We start from the raw sequence: 17,552 nt of genomic DNA, 5'->3' as shown, positions 1-17,552 counted from the left end.
GCACACTTTTCCTCATCCCGCTCGTCACTGCGGGTGCTTGTCCACCGGAACGATAGCCGGCTCCCTCCGGGAGTTTTCCCTTACCCCGCAGAATCACTCAGGCGGCCTGCGGTGCCAACCGCCTGACGGGCATCGTCTCGGCCTCCCCGGCTCGCTGCCCAGCGGCGGTGTCGCCGCGCATCTGGTGCCAGGTGATGAGCTCCATCGTGCCGTCGTGATGCTCGGCGATCGCCGTGCAACTCTCCACCCAGTCGCCCGTGTTTATGTACCGGATGCCGTCGATGTCCTCGATGACCGCATGATGGATGTGGCCGCAGATCACGCCTTGCGCGTCGTGACGACGGGCTTCCTCGGTCACGACTTTCTGGAACTCGCCGATGAAGTTCACCGCATGTTTGACCTGCAGCTTGGCCCAGGAGGAAAACGACCAGTAAGGCATGTCGAGACGACGACGTATCGCCGCAAGGCCTATATTGATGGCGATCGCCATGTCGTAGGCCCAGTCGCCGAGATAGGCGAGAACGCGTGCGTTGCGCACGACCACGTCGAACTCGTCCCCGTGCAGCACGAGATAGGTCCGCCCGTCCGCGCCCTTGTGGAGATAGCGCTGCGCCACTTCGATACCGCCGAAGTGAACGCCCGGAAAGTCCCGGAGGAACTCGTCGTGATTGCCGGGGATGTAGATGATGCGCGTGCCTTTTCGTGCCTTGCGCAGAAGCTTCTGGACCACGTCGTTGCAGGATTGCGGCCAATACCAGCTGCGTTTGAGACGCCAGCCGTCCACGATATCCCCGACGAGAATGATCGTCTCCGCCTCGTGGTGCCGCAGGAAATCCAGGAGAAAGTCCGTCTTGGCCGCTTTCGAGCCCAGATGAACATCGGAAATGAAAAGCGTCCGCAGTTTCCGAACGGAATCCTGTTGGGGTGCCGATGCCGCCGCCATGCCAGCCTCATCCTGGTTTAGCCGTTTCACGACCGTCAAAATCAGACTCGTGTTTCAGGAAGATGACATGGGACGCCGAGCACGCAGCGAGCGCCGAGTAGCCATGCTGGAAAGAACCGCGTCGAAACTGTACGTGCCGGGCGATTCATGCCAAAAGGCACGACATCTATCAGCACCGGACGTGAACGCGATTTCACAAACGCGCTCTCGGGTCCACGCAAGAATTCAAGGAATGCAAAGGCATGAACACGGGCGATAAAGCGAAATCCCAGGCCGTTCCCGCCAGCGGAGACATCGATCAGCAGGCACTCTTCTTCCATCGCTATCCCCGCCCCGGCAAGCTCGAGATTCAGCCGACCAAGCCGCTCGGGAACCAACGCGACCTGGCGCTCGCCTATTCACCCGGGGTCGCCGCACCGTGCCTCGCCATCAAGGACAATCCCGAGACCGCAGCCGATTTCACCGCCCGCGCCAATCTCGTCGCCGTGGTATCGAACGGCACCGCCGTTCTCGGCCTCGGCAATATCGGTCCCCTCGCCTCCAAACCCGTGATGGAAGGTAAGGCTGTTCTCTTCAAGAAGTTCGCAGGGATCGACGTCTTCGACATCGAGATCGACGCACCGACGGTCGATCGGATGGTCGACGTCATCTCGGCGCTGGAGCCGACCTTCGGCGGCATCAATCTCGAGGACATCAAAGCTCCCGAATGTTTCGAGGTGGAGCGGCGTCTGCGCGAGAAAATGGAAATACCGGTCTTCCACGATGACCAGCACGGGACCGCGATCATCGTCGCGGCCGCCGTCCTGAACGGCCTGGAACTCGCCGGCAAGGACATTGCCGAGGCCAAGATCGTGGCCTCGGGTGCCGGGGCGGCGGCGCTTGCCTGCCTCAACCTCCTCGTCACGCTGGGCGCCAGGCGCGAAAACATCTGGGTCCACGACATCGAAGGTCTCGTCTACAAAGGGCGCGAGGCCCTGATGGACGAGTGGAAAGCCGTCTACGCGCAGGAGAGCGACAATCGCGTGCTCGCCGACAGCATCGGCGGGGCGGACGTGTTTCTGGGGCTCTCGGCCGCCGGCGTCCTCAAGCCTGAACTGCTGGCCCGGATGGCCGAAAAGCCGCTGATCATGGCGCTGGCCAATCCTACGCCGGAGATCATGCCAGAGGTGGCCCGCGCCGCGCGGCCCGATGCCATGATTTGCACCGGACGCTCGGACTTCCCGAACCAGGTCAACAACGTCCTCTGTTTCCCGCATATCTTCCGTGGCGCGCTCGATTGCGGCGCACGCACCATCAACGAAGAAATGAAGATGGCGGCGGTCCGCGCGATCGCCGGCCTTGCCCGCGAGGAACCGTCGGATGTCGCCGCGCGCGCCTATTCCGGCGAAACGCCGGTCTTCGGCCCCGACTATCTGATCCCTTCGCCTTTCGATCAGCGGCTGATCCTGCGCATTGCGCCGGCCGTTGCAAAGGCGGCGGCCGAAAGCGGCGTCGCCACGCGTCCGATCCAGGACTTCGACGCCTATCTCGACAAGCTCAACCGTTTCGTCTTCCGCTCCGGCTTCATCATGAAGCCGGTCTTTGCTGCAGCGAAGAACGCGGCGAAGAACCGCGTCATCTTCGCCGAGGGCGAAGATGAGCGGGTGCTGCGCGCCGCCCAGGTGCTGCTGGAAGAAGGCACGGCCAAGCCGATCCTGATTGGCCGCCCGCAAATCATCGAGACCCGCCTGCGGCGCTACGGCCTCAGAATCCGCCCCGATGTCGATTTCGAGGTCGTCAATCCCGAGGGCGACCCCCGCTATCGCGACTATGTCGATGATTATTTCGCCCTCGTCGGGCGGCTCGGCGTCATTCCCGAGGCGGCCCGCACGATCGTGCGCACGAATACGACGGTCATCGGCGCGCTCGCCGTCAAGCGCGGCGAGGCGGACGCGCTGATCTGCGGGGTCGAGGGACGCTACAGCAGGCATCTGCGCGATGTATCGCAGATCATCGGCAAGCGTTCGGGCGTACTCGACTTCTCGGCGCTCAGCCTCCTGATCTCACAACGCGGCGCGACCTTCTTCACCGATACCTATGTGAGCTTCAGCCCGAGCGCGGAGGAGATCGCTCAGACGACGGTGATGGCGGCAAACGAAATCCGCCGCTTCGGCATCACGCCGCGTGCTGCCCTCGTCTCCCACTCGAACTTCGGCTCGCGCGATTCCGAGAGCGCTTTCAAGATGCGCACCGCACTGCAGCTCGTGCGCGAGCTCGCCCCCGATCTCGAGGTGGACGGAGAGATGCACGGCGATTCCGCCATCTCCGAGGTCCTGCGCCAACGCGTGATGCCGGACAGCACGCTGAACGGCGAAGCGAACCTGCTCGTCTTCCCCAATCTCGACGCGGCCAATATCACGCTCGGCGTGGTCAAAACCATGACGGACAGCCTGCATGTCGGCCCGATCCTTCTGGGCTCGGCGCTGCCGGCGCATATTCTGTCGCCGTCCGTCACCTCGCGCGGCGTCGTCAACATGGCAGCGCTGGCCGTCGTCGAATCAAGCCATCCCGTCTGAGGGGTGGCGCGCCTCCTCATTCACTGGAGGGCGGAAAAACGCCGCTTTCACGGGACCGACGCAGCCGCGTCAGCGATATTTGGCCAAAAAGTCAACTTATGATTGCATAAGCGGGATTACTGCACCGTTTATGAAATATTGCACTAGACAAAACCGGCCGCCGTAAACCATGTTTATTATAGGGGCAAGTTTCGGTGTTACGGCATGGCTAATCAACAGGCTGTCCTCAATTTGCTGGATATCGTGGAATATGGAGGTTGCGCAGACCCCGAGCGCTTCTTCGCCCTGATGCGTCGAACCTTCAACATCTCGCATCTCCTGTATCTGGAGGCGGAGTCTCTTCCGGATGGTTTGAGAATCTGCCGCCTGCATCACACTTTCGGCGCCTACGCCGCCGAAATCTACGCCGCCAGGGGGCTTTACAGGATCGACCCGATCCTCAAGCTTGCGCTCGGCGGCGTCAGGCCGGTGGAATGGGCGACAGCGCGGCGCCGCTTTCCGGAATGCGAGCCCCTCTTCGAGGCGGCCGAAGAAATCGGGCTTTCCACCGAAGGCGTGGCCTTACCGCTCCCCTCGCCTGCGGGCCGCATGGCGCTTCTCGCAATCGGTGCAAACATGTCGCCGGTTGAGTGGTCCGCCTACCGCCGCTGCCATCTGCGCGATTTCCAGCTGGCTGCCAACCTCTTCCACGCCTCCATGCTCGAACATTCGGCGATGGCCGGGGCGCTCGACGAGCGCGATCTCCGCCTGACCGGGCGGGAAACGGAGGTGCTCACGTGGTCGGCGGCCGGCAAGAGCTACTGGGAGATCGCAACGATTCTCGGCATATCCGAGCGAACGGTGCGTTTCTTCATGACCAATGCCCGCCGCAAACTCAATGTAGTGTCCAACACGCAAGCTGTAGCGCACGCTGTTCGACATGCTCTGATCCCCACCATCTGACGGGTTGCCGGCCCGGGACAGGACCGGCCACTCGCAGATTCCCCCACAAATCTATTGGGAAAAAATGAGGAAATAAACTGTCACTATAGACAGTTACATGTGTCATCCGAGCCTGACAGCATCGCTACATCGCGTAATCACGCATGGAGCGAAAAAATGATCAGGATAGTGAACGGAAACGGTCGCAGCCAGCACCCCCAGGCCATCGACGAGATGTTCCGGCTGCGTAAGCGCGTGTTCCACGACTTCTTGAAATGGGACGTCAAGACCGAAGGGGACTGGGAAATCGACCACTACGACAAGGCCAATCCGCTCTATGTCATGTCGTACTCGCCGGACACCGGCAAGATTCGTGGCTCCCTCAGGCTCCTTCCGACGCTCGGTCCGAATATGCTGGACGATACGTTCCCGATCCTGCTCGGGGACAATCCGGAAATCCGTAGTGCGTCGGTGTGGGAATCGAGCCGCTTCTGCATCGATCCCGAAATCTCCCAGGATCGCGCATCGAACCAGGTCACCATCGCCGCGGCCGAACTGATGTGCGGTGTGGGCGAAATGAGCCTTGCCTCGGGCATCAGCCATATCGTCACGGTCACCGATGTGTTCCTGGAGCGAATGTTCCGCCGCATGGGTTGCCCTGGGGAGCGCATCGCCGATCCGCACAGGATCGGCTCCGTCCATGCGGTCGCCATCGCGTGGGAGGTGAGCAGGAACCTGCTCGAAACGATGAAGGCGGTGGCCTCCATCGAGGGCACCGTTCTCGATCGCCCGATGTCGCTTGAAACGGCACGCGCCGCCTGACCCGATAATCCGGGCCGTGCAGATCGCACGGCCCACAGCTTCCATCCACGGGCATTGCGAATTAACGCAGATGCCCTCTTCCCGTTGCGCCATCTCGACAAGGTCCTATGATGAGACGGTAAGGCGGACACATCGGCAACGGTCCGCTGCAATGCAGGAAGAAGCACGTGTCCGCGTCCCCGAAAGTGGCATCCAAGATCCGGCGCATCGCGGCGGTTCTCGTACCGCTGGCGCTGGCCGCAGCCGGCCCGGCCGCAGCGTCCGGCGTTTGCGAACGGCTGGGCGCACGCCTCGCCGGCCTTCCCACAGGTTTCACGACGAATGCCAGCCTGCGCGATTTCACCGGTGCGGTCTCCCGCCAGAACATCGAGTTGCGCCGCGCCAAGAACGATCGCCGCCGAATGGAATGCAGCAGCGACAGCGTCGTCGTCATCGGCGGCGATGACGAGGCCGCTTGCGCCGAACTCGACGACACGATCGCGCGGATGGAGGAGAATCTGCGGCAACTCAAGGCGCAGCGTAGGCATCTGATCGGCGGTGGTGACGACGACGTTCGCCGGCGCATCCTCGCTGCCATGGAACTCAACGGCTGCTCGGGAGCGCCCCGAGAGGGCTGGGATGCCGGAAGCGCCGAAGGCCAGTTTGCGAGCGCCGCCGAGGGAAAGGAGGTTCACCGGAACATCCTGCGCGACCTGCCGCCGGACAGCGATGCCTATCCGCTTCTGCTCGACGCCCCCCGGGCCGAGCTACCGCTCACGGATGACGATTTCGCCGGCAGCCTCAGAACCATGTGCGTAAGGACATGCGATGGCGCCTTCTTTCCCATCTCCTCGCATGCCACGCCGGCAGACTTCGGTCGCGACGCCGATCTCTGCCGCGCGCGATGCCCGGGTGCGGAGACGGAGCTCTACTATCATGTGCTCGCGACGGAAGAAGCCGACCAGATGATTTCGGCGACGACGGGCCGGCCCTACACCGATCTCCCAACGGCCTTCGCCTACCGGGCGCGCAGTGTCGGCTCACCCGGCATCTGTGGCTGCGGAATCCCGGACCCCGCAACGGATGCCAACGGGCAAAAGGCAGGCTCCGCCGGCAAGCTCACCGTCGTCAGCCCGTCGGTCATAACCATTGACAGCGAGAAGAAGGCGCCGGCCAAGCCGATAGAAGAGCGGCCCTACGACCCGGCCAAAAACAAGGTCCGCGTCGTCGGTCCGACCTTCCTTCCGCAGGAAGAGAGCGCGATCGACCTCAAGCATCCGCTTGGGCCCCGTTACCAGCCGCTGCAGGAAAACTGACATACGCCGTTGCGAGCATTCTGCAAGAATGGCGATGCTCTTGAATTCCTTGAGTACCGACTGCGCGGCCTACTGGACTTGTCCTTTGACCGTTGCCGATCAAAGGACAAAAACATGCAGAAGATCAAAGCGCGTCTGATAAGACGCGCGGCGCTGTACGTATCGAAGGACTGCAATCTCTCCTCTTCCTCATCCCTGTGCTTGTCACAGGGATCCAGCAGCGCCGCGTCTGCGGCGCGGGAAGAGTCCTTTCAGCCCAAGGACTTGGTCTGGCTGGATCCCTGTGACAAGCACAGGGATGAGGAGATCAACAAGCCGCGGCGGGTATCCCGAAACTCAACAGGCCTTGGGGCGGGGTGAGGAAAAGTGTGTGCGGTTTTCCGCTGCATCCCGCTCTAACCTCTTGGAATTGATCGCGTTCAAGTTTTTTGGTCGACCGACCTAATAACATCGTCATCTAACGGACGCCCCAGCCTTCCTCGAAAACGAGATCTTCGAGCGGCAAGCGCTGTCGCCAGCCCTTCGCGGCGAGTTCCGGCTCTTGATACAGCTTGTCGACGAAACCGAGGCAGAGCCAGGCGACGATTTCGACATGATCCGGGATTCCGAGGATAGCCTTGATCTCGCTCTCGTGGAAAATGCTGACCCAGCCGACGCCCACGCCCTCCGCCCGCGCGGCGAGCCAGAGGTTCTGGACGGCGCAAACGGTCGAGTACAGATCCATCTGCGGATTATGGGTGCGGCCCAGGACGACCGCTCCGCCGCGCGTCCGGTCGCAGGTCACGCAAATGCTGAGCGGCGCCTTGCGAATGCCTTCGAGCTTCAGCGACCGGTACTTCGCTTGCCTTTCGCCGGAAAACATCTCTGCGGCCTCGTCATTGGCGCGCTGGAAAGCCCGCCAGACTTTCTCCCGCGTCTCGTCCTGGCGCACGAGCACGAAGTTCCAGGGTTGCATGAAGCCGACGGACGGCGCCTGGTGCGCCGCACCGAGCAGGCGGGCGATCAGTTCCTCGGACAATGGTTCGGGCAGGAACTCGTCGCGCACGTCGCGACGCGTCTCAATGGCACGATAGACGGCGGCGCGCTCGTCCGACGAAAAAGCTCCGGCGGCCGTAAGGCAGCCGTTCGGGTCAGGCAGCATCGTTCGATCCCCAACAATGCGGAAACCTCCCGCCGTCCGCGCGGGGCCGGTCTATCTCGCCAGGCCGGTCTTCTGACTTCGGATCATCCGTTCGCGCCGCCTTCCCGAATAGCTTCAATATTCAGTGGCAAAGCTCTGAAAAGATTCAGAGCCCTTTTCGGCGAGAACGTCCCCTTCACAGCGTTGGGCACGTGCCGGAACTGCACCGGCTTCCCGATTCTCCCGCATTTCGCGGGCACCTGACGGGCGCATATGGCCACAGGTCCCCACGAAAGGCAAGGCAAGCAAGCGGGAGCTTCAGAGCGGCGCCTCCGGATGAGGCGAGGCGTCATAGGCACCCCAGATCGACTGATCGAAGCAGATGACGGAACCCGTCATGAGGCCGGATTCTGCCGATGAGAGATAGGCGCAGGCACGCGCGACCTCGGCCGGGTCGACGAGCCTGCCGAAGGGCTGGCTCGCTGCCGCCTTTTCGAGCCAGTTCGCCGGCGCATCGTGATATTCGCGCTGGATCCGGTCTTCGCCTTCCGAGGCCATCCAGCCGATGTTGAGGCCGTTGACCCGTATCCGGTTGCGAAGGACGGCATAGGCGGTATTCTTGGTCAGCGTCTCCAGCGCCCCCTTCGACGCACAATAGGCTGCGATGAAGGGCTGACCCGCCTTCGCCGACATGGAGCCGATATTGACGATCGTGCCCTCCGTCTTCTCGCGCCGCATCACCTTTATCACCTCCTGCATCAGAAAGAATGGCGCCCGCACATTGACCGCGAACATCCGGTCGAAGAGTTCCGGGCTGGTGTCGAGGATCGTACCCCTGTCGGTGATCGCTGCGGCGTTGACCAGCGCATCGACGCGGCCGAAGGCGCGGTCGCAAGCCGCCACGACGGCACGGGCATCCTCCACCCGCTCGAGATCCGCCGGTACGTAGACGACCTTCGAACCCGTCGCCGCGGCGATCTCGGCAGCTTTCGCCTCGCCCTTCGCCGCGTTGCGCCCGCAAATGACGACGCCGGCGGCGCCGCGCTCCGCGAAGAGTGCGGCAATCGTGGCACCGAGCCCCTGCGTGCCCCCGGTCACAATGGCGATCTTCCCGTCCAGTCGGGCGTGGTCCGTGCTCATCCTGATCCTCCCTTTGAGATGTTGGTGAATATGCCTTGGTGAGCGTGCATTAATGCCTGTTGAGATTTGGGATACCCGCCGCTACTTGTCTGATCTCCTCATCCCTGTGCTCGTCACAGGGATCCAGCCAGACCAAGTCCTTGGGCTGAAAGAACTCCTCCCGCGCCGCTGACGCGGCGCTGCTGGATCTCTGTGACAAGCACAGAGATGAGGAGGAGAGATTGCAGTCCTCCCCACGCTGACCGACGTGCTCGGCAACCTTGTCCGCACCGCCCTACGCCCCGACAAATCCACCAGAGCACCAACGCCATCATCCATCTCGCAGTAGCCGTGATAAACTCAAGATCTCAAAAGACCTTAAGCCAAGACGGCTAGCTTAGCTTTTTCGCCGCCTGATCGGCCAGCGCTTCGGCAAACGCCTCAACACTCCATTCGCCGGCGAGCGCTTCGTGCATCAGCTGTGCCTGCGTCCTGGGCGCCAGACCGCCAACCGGCGGATCACGATCGAGATTGGTCGGGAACGAATACCCCTCGGCGCACGCGGCAACCGCATTGGCAATTTCGTCCTGCGTGAGCTTGCCTCCGGCCGCAAGAACTTTCAGAGCCGGAAAGAGCACGGCGCACATGTGTTCGCGATCCACCGTTTCCATCGCCCGGCCGAAGGCGGAGGATACCTGCAGAAGATTGGCCACACGCTTGATTCCGGCAGACCGGTTGCTGCCCGCGGCGTGGAAAAGCGCCGGGTTGAAGAACACGACGTCGCCCTTCTCCAGCGGCAATTGCACGTGGTTCTCTTCGAAATAGGTGCGGAACTCCGGCCGTTTCAAAGCGAGATATCCGGGCAGATACGTCTGGCTATAGGGCAGGAACAGGGTTGGCCCGCTTTCGACCGGCATGTTGCAATGGGCGACCGCGCCCTGGAGCGTCAGGACCGGCGAGAGCCTGTGCACATGCGCCGGATACTGCTCTATAACGGCCGAGGTCTGAAAGCCGAGATGATAGTCGCGATGCGGCGATTGAGACGCGCCGCCGGGATTGACGCGGTTGACCTGCGCCGTCATCTGGTAGTTCGGACCGAGCCAGGCTTCGCTGACGAGCGCGATGATGGCGTTGCCGTAATAGGCCGCGAAATTCTCGGGGTTCTTCAGGCAGTGCTTTTCGAGTGAATTCCAGATCCTGTCGTTGGCGCCGGGCTTGGCGAAATGATCGCCGCCGCCGCTGTTGGTGCGGTGCTGTTCCTCGATGATCTCGTCGAAGATGCGGCTTGCTTCGTCGATCACCCGCGTATCGGTGAAGGCGCGCTTGAAGACCGCCACGCCCGGCCCCGTCGCAAGCGCCTCGCAGATCTCCGCAAGCACCGACCGCCTGCCGTCCTGCGTGGCGCAATCGCCGGCAAGACGGGCGCTGTCATAAATCAGGACGTTCTTCTGGCAGTCCGCCGCGTACGGATAGTCCGCCAGGCTGACACGGTGCTCGACCGCCGCACGAAATTCCTCGATATCGCAGGCCGCCTCACTGAGCCACACGCGTTCCAGACGCGCCCGCGCGGGATTGTCCGTCTTCATCAGCTCTCCTCCTCAAGGATGACGATGATGCGACTATACGGCTTGCCCGCTTCTGATATAGAGCAGGAATCCATCAAAAAGCCATCAGGAGGGATCGGTGGCACATCCGTTTCTTGTCAAGGACATCGCCTTCCAGGCGGGACTCAGTACGGCGACCGTCGATCGCGTCCTCAACGGCCGGCAGGGCGTGCGCCAGCAAACGGTAATGCGCGTCAATGCAGCCATTCGTGAACTCGAGAGACAGCAGGCGGGCCTTGAGGTACAGGGACGCAAATATGCCGTCGACGTGGTGATGGAGGCGCCGGAACGCTTCACCGAAGCGGTGCGCAAGGCATTCGAAAGCGAAGCCGCGACCTTCATGCCTACGGTTTTCCGGTCCCGGTTCCATTTCGCCGAGACCATGCGGCCGCAGGACATCAGCCAGTTGCTCGACCGTATTCGGCTTCGGGGAGCCGACGGAGTAGTCCTCAAGGCGCCCGACGTGCCGGAGATTGCGGCCGCCGTGGCGCGGCTCGAAAATGCGGGAGTTGCGGTCGTCACGCTCGTTACCGATCTGCCGCATTCATCGCGGACGGCCTATGCCGGGGCTGACAACCGCGCCGCCGGTGAAACCGCAGCCTACCTGATCGGCGAGCGCTTCGCGGACCGGCCTGCGACTGTGCTGGTCACCATATCGAGCAGCCGCTTCCGCGGCGAAGAGGAACGCGAGATCGGTTTTCGCCGCGTGCTGCGGGAAAAATATCCGCATATCGGCGTGGTCGAGATCAGCGAGGGCCATGGCAGGAACGAGGAGACAGGCGCTCTTGCCCTCAAGGCAATCGCCAGCCATCCGGAGATCAATGCTGCCTATTCGATCGGCGGAGGCAATCGCGCTGTGCTCGACGCCTTCGGACAGATGCAACGCGGCTGCGCTCTCTTCGTCGCTCATGACCTCGACGAGGACAATCTGGATCTCCTGCGTCAGGGCCTGGTCCAGTTCGTTCTTCACCACGACCTGAAAACGGACGTCCACATGGCTTTCCACGCGGTCATGGAGCGCCGGGGCGCACTGCGCGCCTCCGAAAAGCGGCATCTTTCCGCGGTCGAAGTAATCACCCCTTACAACCTGCCGCGTATCTGACCCCCGCTGGCTATTCCTCCGGTTCGTAGCGTACGAAGGCAAAGGCGGTGCCCGAGGGCGACCAGTTCGGGACATTCACCGTCCCCTGCCCGCCGAAGAGTTCGAGCAGTACGCGCGCATTGCCGCCGTCCGGATCCATCAGGCGGAGACGCACGTCGAGATCGCGCGGGTGATCGAAGACATCGCCGTCATAGGAGAGCACGAGCAGGTGTCTGCCGTCCGGAGAAGGGTGCGGAAACCAGTCGCCATAAGGGCCGTCGGTGATGCGCTGGACATCCTTGCCGTCCGGCCTAACCCGCCAGATCTGCATGCGGCCGGTACGGCTCGAATTGAAATAGATCCACTCCCCGTCCGCAGACCAGTCCGGCCCGTCATTGCGGCCCTGCCCCTGCGTCAGGCGGCGTTCCTCCCCGCCATCGACCGGTATCGTGTAGATGTCGAAGACCTGATCGCGGATCCCGCAATAGGCCAGCATGCGCCCGTCGGGCGACCAGCCGTGCCAGTAGGACGGCAGGTTGCGTGTGACGAGCCGCGGCGTGCCGCCCTCTGCCGGCAGGAGATAGATTGCCGAACTGCCGAATTCCGTCTTGTCGCTGATCACGAGCGTGCTGCCGTCGGGCGAGATTCCGTGATCGTTGTTGCAGTGCCGCGCAAAGCCGGTGTCGATCTCCGTGGGATCGGAACCGTCGAAGCCAAGCCGGTAAAGCCTGCCGTCGCCGTTGATGATGAGGAATTTTCCGTCGGGTGACCAGTTCGGTGCCTCGACCAACCGCTCCGTCTGCCAGACGACGCGCGTCTCGCCGGTCGCAATGTCGAAGATCTCCACCGAACTGCGCATGATTACCCCCTGTCGCGGAAGCGGTTGGTGATGGGATAACGCCGGTCGCGGCCGAAATTCTTCCTGGTGATCTTCACGCCCGGCGCCGACTGGCGGCGCTTGTATTCAGCGATGTAGAGCAAGTGCTCGATCCGGTGAACGGTTGCCTCCTCATGTCCGCGGGCGACGATCTCCTCCGTGCTCATCTCCTTCTCGACCAGGCATTCGAGAATGTCGTCGAGCACGGGATAGGGCGGCAGCGAATCCTGATCCGTCTGGTCGGGGCGGAGTTCGGCCGACGGCGCCTTGTCGATGATGTTCTGCGGAATGACTTCGCCTGACGGGCCTAGCGCTCCCGGCGGAACGGTGCCGTTTCGCCAGCGTGCCAGCGCGTAAACCTGCATCTTGTAGAGATCCTTGATCGGATTGAAACCGCCGTTCATGTCGCCGTAAAGCGTGGCGTAACCGACCGACATTTCGGATTTGTTGCCCGTCGTCACCACCATGGAGCCGAACTTGTTGGAGATCGCCATCAGGATCGTCCCGCGCGTGCGGCTCTGCAGGTTTTCCTCGGTAATGCCCGCTTCGGTTCCCTCGAACGTGTCGGCGAGCGCGCTGAGGAAGCCCTCGACCGGTTCTTCGATCGCTACGATGTCGTAGCGGCAGCCGAGCGCCTTGGCGCATGCCTCGGCATCCCGCAACGATTCGCGCGAGGTGTAGCGGTAGGGCAGCATGACCGTGCGAACCCGCTCCTCGCCCAACGCATCCACCGCAAGCGCCGTGCAGATCGCCGAATCGATGCCGCCGGACAGGCCAAGAACGACGTTCCTGAAACCGTTCTTGTTGACGTAATCACGAAAGCCCAGCATGCAGGCGCGGTAATCCGCCTCTTCGCCTTCCGGTATGCGCGACTTGAGCCCGTTGGCCGAGATCCAGCCGCCCGCGCCCCTTTTCCATTCGGAGACGGCGACCGCCTCTTCGAACTGGCTCATCTGGAATGCCAGCGACTTGTCCGCGTTGAAGGCGAAACTCGCGCCGTCGAAAACCAGCTCGTCCTGGCCGCCGAGCTGGTTGGCGTAGATCATCGGGAGGCCGGTCTCGATCACCTGCCGCAGCACCACCTGATGGCGCACGTCGACCTTGCCGCGATAGTATGGCGAGCCGTTCGGCGACAGGAGGATTTCGGCGCCACTCTCCGCGAGGGTCTCGCAGACGCCGAGATCGCCCCATATGTCCTCGCATACCGGAATGCCGATCCGCACGCCGCGAAAATTCACCGGGCCCGGCATCTCACCCGCGTCGAAGACGCGCTTTTCGTCAAACTCGCCGTAGTTCGGCAAGTCGACCTTGTCGCGGATGGCGATGACCCTGCCACCGTCGAGAACCGCAACGGAATTGTGCCGGAGGCCGGCGGCCTGCCGCGGAAAGCCGATGACGACGCCCGGCCCGCCATCTGCCGTCTCCGCCGCAAGCTTCTCCACCGCCTGTTCGCAGGCCTTCAGGAAAGCGGGCTTCAAGACGAGGTCCTCCGGCGGATAGCCGGAGATGAAGAGTTCGGTCAGAAGCAGCAGATCGGCGCCTTCGCGCGCCGCCGCCGTCCGTGCCTCGCGTGCCTTTGCAACGTTGCCGGCAATGTCTCCGACCGTCGGATTGAGCTGTGCCACGGCGATCCGTAGCGTTGAGGGAGCGGCTTTCTGTGCAGTCATGAGCGGGCCCGTCGTCTCTCGTCAGCGAATGCATGTTTCGTTCGCGTTGTTCTTACCGCATCCGGCGGGAAAAAACCCACACTCAATCGAGATCCGGCGGAAAAAATCCGAAAAGCTCCGTGTTTTCGGACCGTTACACGAAGTGCAGAAATTCTTGCGCGGCCACAGGAACCAGGCGGCGGCGGCGCCGTTTCCGCCATTCATCCCCTGTTCAAGATGACAGTCGTATGACGGTGGAGTGAAATATTTGTGAAACTGGAGACGCCCGTTGGCCCGTATCGATTCCGCCGTGAGCAGCTCTCAAGTCTACGCCGACGGGGAAAGCTCTTCCGCAAGATACACGAGAACCCTGTCGGGCGCGCGCAGTGCGCTCTTCACGCTTCTCATTGCGATAGCGCTCGTCTTCACCGTCGAAGTGATCGTGCGCTGGTCCTGGCCCGACACCGTCGCCTATTTCGCAGATCCCATGCGCCCGGCCTGGACCACGGTCGCCGTATTCTTCCTCGCCATGCTTGGCGTCGATGCCCTGTTCGGTCGCGAACACAAGGCCGCGCTGCTCATCGCGCCGCTCGCCGTCGTGCCGGCATTCATCAGTCAGCAGAAGCAGGTCTTCCTGTCCGATCCGCTCTATCCGACCGATTTTCTTTTCGGCCGGCAGATCATGGAACTGATGCCGGTACTCGTGAAGGACAGGCCGTGGACCGCGGTCGGCGTCGTCGCCGGGTTGATCGCGGCCATCGTCGTTGGCGCTCTCCTGTTGCGGTTCGCCTGGCAGAACTTTCCCAAGTTGACACGTCGGGAGCGGCTGATGCGGATCGCATTCGCCCTGCCGCTGTTGGTCGCATTCTGGAACATCATGGACTACAACCAGTTCTCGTGGATCCGTGACCGGCTTCGGGTCATCCCGATCATGTGGGATCAGACCGAGAACTACCGCCATAACGGCTTCGCGCTTGCCTTTGCCATCAACCTCCCGATGGCCAATGTAAACGCGCCGGCCGGCTATATGGCGGACGCGATCGACCGGATTCCGGTAAAGCCGCTTCCCGCCGGCACGACCCATCGCGGCAAACCGGACGTGATCGTGCTGATGAGCGAATCCTTTTGGGATCCGACCCGTCTTCCCAAGGTGAAGCTGACGCCCGATCCCATGCCGACAATCCGTGAACTGCAGGGCGGCAACGTCTTTTCTCCGGAGTTCGGCGGCATGACCGCCAATGTCGAATTCGAAGCGCTGACCGGTTTTTCCAACGCGTTCCTGCCCTATGGCAGCATCCCCTACCAGCAATATATCCGCAATCCCATTCCCTCGCTCGCCACGTTCTTCCGCGGCGAGGGTTATGTTTCGCGCGCCATTCACCCTTTCCAGGGGTGGTTCTGGAACCGCACAGCCGTCTACAAGGCCTTCGGTTTCGACATGTTCCGGTCGGAAGAGAACATGCCGGCCATGCAGAAGCGCGGCATCTTCGCGTCGGACGAGTCCCTGACGAAGGAAATCATCCGCCAGGCGGACGAAGTGGAGGACCCCTTCTTCTTTTTCGCGGTGACCCTGCAGGGCCATGGTCCGTATGAGGCCAACCGCTATGCGAAGAACACGATCAAGGTCGAGGGCGACCTTCCCGAAGCCGATCGCCAGGTGCTCGCCACCTATGCGCAAGGCGTGAAGGAGGCTGACGACAGCCTCAAGATGCTGATGGACTGGGCGAAAGAACGCGACCGGGAGACGATCATCGTTCTCTTTGGCGACCACCTGCCGCCGCTGAATACGGTCTATTCCAGCACCGGTTACATGAAGGGCATTACGGCGGAGCGCAAGGGACCGAAGGATCAGATGAAGGCTGAGCATGAAACGCCGCTCGTCGTCTGGTCGAACAAGACGGGTTCGAAGAAGAACATCGGCACGATCAGCCCGGCCTTCCTTTCCTACCAGATCCTGAAACAGGCCGGCTACGAGCATCCCTACTACACGGGGTTCCTGGGCAAGGTCTACGACCACTACCGTGTCCTCGACCGTTACATGCTGATCCGCAAGAACGGCAAGGACGTCGCCGACTGGCTGCGCCAGCCGAAGGTCCCCGCATCGCTGCGTGACTACCGCTTCCTGCAGCACGACATGATGTTCGGCAAGCGCTACAGCACCGAGCGCTTCTTCAAGTCCCATGCCGAGCTTTACAGCGCCGGTTTGTGAACGGACTCGGTCGGAGGGCGAAGCACAAGCGCTCCGCGCTGGATACCTGTGACGAGCACCGGATGACGGTGGAGCGGGTGCGGTCCGTCGGAATACTTCTCATTGGTCATGCTTCCCCGCCGCCCCCCTCATTCCTGTGCCTGTTACAGGAATCCAGCCAGACCAAGTCATTGGGCTGGAAAGACTCTCCCGCGCCGCAGACGCGGCGCCGCTGGATCCCTGTGACGAGCACAGGGATGAGGTGGAGAGGATACGGTCCTTCGGAATACTTCTCATAGGCCGTGCGGAAGGAGATGGCGCGCATGTCCTTCGAGCGAAGGTTGCCGTAACGCCCGTGCATCCCCGCCTCCCTCATTCCTGTGCTCGTCACAGGAATCCAGCCAGGCCAAGTCATTGGGCTGAAAAGACTCTCCCGCGCCGCAGACGCGGCGCTGCTGGATCCCTGTGACGAGCACAGGGATGAGGTAGAGAGGGTACGGTCCTTCGGAATACTTCTCGTAGGCCTTGCATCCCCGCCTCCCTCATTCCTGTGCTTGTCACAGGAATCCAGCCAGGCCAAGTCATTGGGCTGAAAAGACTCTCCCGCGCCGCAGACGCGGCGCTGACGGATCCCTGTGACGAGCACAGGGATGAGGGGAGAGAGGGTCCCGGTCCCTCGGAATACTTCTCGTAGGCCGTGCTTCCCGCCTCCCTCATTCCTGTGCTCGTCACAGGAATCCAGCCAGGCCAAGTCCTTGCGGCGACTGCTTTCAACTACATGAAATGTGGCAAGACCTCCTGTGAATCAATTAAAACGCGAATAAAGATTTCCTAAAAGGCAATATTCCACGAGGAAAAACAATGGGTTGAAAAAGTATAAGAAAATTAACGATTGTGGCGCACCCTGAAGCTGCAGGGACAATTGGAAACAAATACTCAGAATACTCGGAGATGCTGCATGTCCGTTTTCAACCGCCTGCTCGCCAGTCGGAAGGGTGCTGCCGCCATTGAATTCGCGATCATTGCGCCGCTTTTCTTCATGTGCGTGCTGACGCTGATAGCCTACGGGATCTATCTGAGCGCCGCACATTCCATCCAGCAGGTCGCCGCGGATGCGGCGCGGACTGCGATTGCGGGCCTTTCGCAGGAAGAACGGGAGCGCCTTGCCACCGATTACATCCGGCGCACGACGATGAACCAGACCTTCATCGACTCCTCCCGTATGAACGTCACCGTCCGCGATGACGCCAACAATACCAACCAGTTCACCGTCACCATTTCCTACGACGCAAGCGATCTTCCGATCTGGAAGCTTTTCACCTTTGCCCTGCCGGGCGAGCAGATCGAGCGTTACGCGACGATACGCGTGGGAGGTATCTGA

The 17,552-nt window shown here is 62.0% G+C and carries 13 protein-coding genes and 1 riboswitch; of the genes, 7 read left to right on the top strand and 6 right to left on the bottom strand.

What is annotated here, in order from left to right:
• Positions 1–97: 97 nt before the first annotated feature.
• Positions 98–943, bottom strand: a complete 846-nt coding sequence (locus M1D43_RS03910) for a UDP-2,3-diacylglucosamine diphosphatase (RefSeq protein ID WP_153313564.1) — start codon at positions 941–943, stop codon at positions 98–100.
• 242 nt (positions 944–1,185) lie between these two features.
• Here M1D43_RS03910 and M1D43_RS03905 point away from each other — a divergent pair, with 242 nt between their 5' ends.
• The 4 genes from M1D43_RS03905 (at position 1,186) to M1D43_RS03890 (ending at position 6,536) form a co-directional block, all read left to right on the top strand.
• Positions 1,186–3,498 (top strand): NADP-dependent malic enzyme, encoded by a 2,313-nt coding sequence (locus tag M1D43_RS03905; protein ID WP_003534110.1) that lies wholly within the window; start codon positions 1,186–1,188, stop codon positions 3,496–3,498.
• Positions 3,499–3,702: 204 nt separating this feature from the next.
• Positions 3,703–4,440 carry a helix-turn-helix transcriptional regulator gene (locus tag M1D43_RS03900; protein ID WP_003534108.1) on the top strand — a complete coding sequence of 246 codons (738 nt, stop codon included), beginning with the start codon at positions 3,703–3,705 and terminating at the stop codon, positions 4,438–4,440.
• 156 nt (positions 4,441–4,596) lie between these two features.
• The gene (locus M1D43_RS03895; RefSeq protein ID WP_003534106.1) at positions 4,597–5,241 is read left to right on the top strand and encodes an acyl-homoserine-lactone synthase; all 645 of its coding nucleotides are present in this window, start codon (positions 4,597–4,599) and stop codon (positions 5,239–5,241) included.
• A gap of 167 nt (positions 5,242–5,408) precedes the next feature.
• Positions 5,409–6,536: a DUF2865 domain-containing protein gene (locus M1D43_RS03890; RefSeq protein ID WP_127540099.1), complete on the top strand. Its 1,128-nt coding sequence runs from the start codon at positions 5,409–5,411 to the stop codon at positions 6,534–6,536.
• Positions 6,537–6,993: 457 nt separating this feature from the next.
• Here M1D43_RS03890 and bluB read toward each other — a convergent pair whose 3' ends face one another.
• The 3 genes from bluB to M1D43_RS03875 form a co-directional block, all read right to left on the bottom strand.
• Positions 6,994–7,677 (bottom strand): 5,6-dimethylbenzimidazole synthase, encoded by a 684-nt coding sequence (gene bluB, locus M1D43_RS03885; RefSeq protein ID WP_003534102.1) that lies wholly within the window; start codon positions 7,675–7,677, stop codon positions 6,994–6,996.
• A 45-nt stretch (positions 7,678–7,722) separates the two neighbouring features.
• Positions 7,723–7,935, bottom strand: a riboswitch (cobalamin riboswitch).
• A gap of 39 nt (positions 7,936–7,974) precedes the next feature.
• A complete protein-coding gene (locus M1D43_RS03880) occupies positions 7,975–8,796 on the bottom strand; it encodes an SDR family oxidoreductase (RefSeq protein ID WP_127540103.1) in 822 nt (273 codons plus the stop codon).
• 371 nt (positions 8,797–9,167) lie between these two features.
• Entirely contained in the window at positions 9,168–10,361 is a 1,194-nt protein-coding gene (locus M1D43_RS03875) for a phytanoyl-CoA dioxygenase family protein (RefSeq protein ID WP_153313526.1), read from the bottom strand.
• A 97-nt stretch (positions 10,362–10,458) separates the two neighbouring features.
• On the opposite strand from M1D43_RS03875, the gene M1D43_RS03870 reads away from it, so the two are divergent.
• A complete protein-coding gene (locus M1D43_RS03870; RefSeq protein WP_318853614.1) occupies positions 10,459–11,481 on the top strand; it encodes a LacI family DNA-binding transcriptional regulator in 1,023 nt (340 codons plus the stop codon).
• Positions 11,482–11,491: 10 nt separating this feature from the next.
• On the opposite strand, the gene M1D43_RS03865 is transcribed toward M1D43_RS03870, so the two are convergent.
• Positions 11,492–12,319 (bottom strand): TolB family protein, encoded by an 828-nt coding sequence (locus M1D43_RS03865; protein ID WP_153313525.1) that lies wholly within the window; start codon positions 12,317–12,319, stop codon positions 11,492–11,494.
• A 2-nt stretch (positions 12,320–12,321) separates the two neighbouring features.
• Positions 12,322–14,004: an NAD+ synthase gene (locus tag M1D43_RS03860; RefSeq protein ID WP_010969513.1), complete on the bottom strand. Its 1,683-nt coding sequence runs from the start codon at positions 14,002–14,004 to the stop codon at positions 12,322–12,324.
• A 268-nt stretch (positions 14,005–14,272) separates the two neighbouring features.
• Between M1D43_RS03860 and M1D43_RS03855 the strand changes: the two genes are divergently transcribed.
• Both M1D43_RS03855 and M1D43_RS03850 read left to right on the top strand, forming a co-directional pair.
• On the top strand, positions 14,273–16,192 hold the full coding sequence (locus M1D43_RS03855) for an LTA synthase family protein (protein WP_153313524.1): 1,920 nt from the start codon (positions 14,273–14,275) through the stop codon (positions 16,190–16,192).
• Positions 16,193–17,129: 937 nt separating this feature from the next.
• A complete protein-coding gene (locus tag M1D43_RS03850) occupies positions 17,130–17,552 on the top strand; it encodes a TadE/TadG family type IV pilus assembly protein (RefSeq protein ID WP_003535062.1) in 423 nt (140 codons plus the stop codon).

The sequence above is a fragment of the Ensifer sp. R1-3 genome (genome assembly GCF_056739175.1).
Note: the sequence above shows the minus strand (reverse complement) of the source record. Positions and strands in the feature narration are given on the sequence as shown.

Excerpts from the sequence above, each read along its gene's own strand:
- M1D43_RS03910 (WP_153313564.1), bottom strand. The coding sequence starts at position 943 with ATGGCGGCGGCATCGGCACCCCAACAGGATTCCGTTCGGAAACTGCGG.
- M1D43_RS03905 (WP_003534110.1), top strand. The coding sequence starts at position 1,186 with ATGAACACGGGCGATAAAGCGAAATCCCAGGCCGTTCCCGCCAGCGGA.
- M1D43_RS03900 (WP_003534108.1), top strand. The coding sequence starts at position 3,703 with ATGGCTAATCAACAGGCTGTCCTCAATTTGCTGGATATCGTGGAATAT.
- M1D43_RS03895 (WP_003534106.1), top strand. The coding sequence starts at position 4,597 with ATGATCAGGATAGTGAACGGAAACGGTCGCAGCCAGCACCCCCAGGCC.
- bluB (WP_003534102.1), bottom strand. The coding sequence starts at position 7,677 with ATGCTGCCTGACCCGAACGGCTGCCTTACGGCCGCCGGAGCTTTTTCG.
- M1D43_RS03880 (WP_127540103.1), bottom strand. The coding sequence starts at position 8,796 with ATGAGCACGGACCACGCCCGACTGGACGGGAAGATCGCCATTGTGACC.
- M1D43_RS03875 (WP_153313526.1), bottom strand. The coding sequence starts at position 10,361 with ATGAAGACGGACAATCCCGCGCGGGCGCGTCTGGAACGCGTGTGGCTC.
- M1D43_RS03865 (WP_153313525.1), bottom strand. The coding sequence starts at position 12,319 with ATGCGCAGTTCGGTGGAGATCTTCGACATTGCGACCGGCGAGACGCGC.
- M1D43_RS03860 (WP_010969513.1), bottom strand. The coding sequence starts at position 14,004 with ATGACTGCACAGAAAGCCGCTCCCTCAACGCTACGGATCGCCGTGGCA.
- M1D43_RS03850 (WP_003535062.1), top strand. The coding sequence starts at position 17,130 with ATGTCCGTTTTCAACCGCCTGCTCGCCAGTCGGAAGGGTGCTGCCGCC.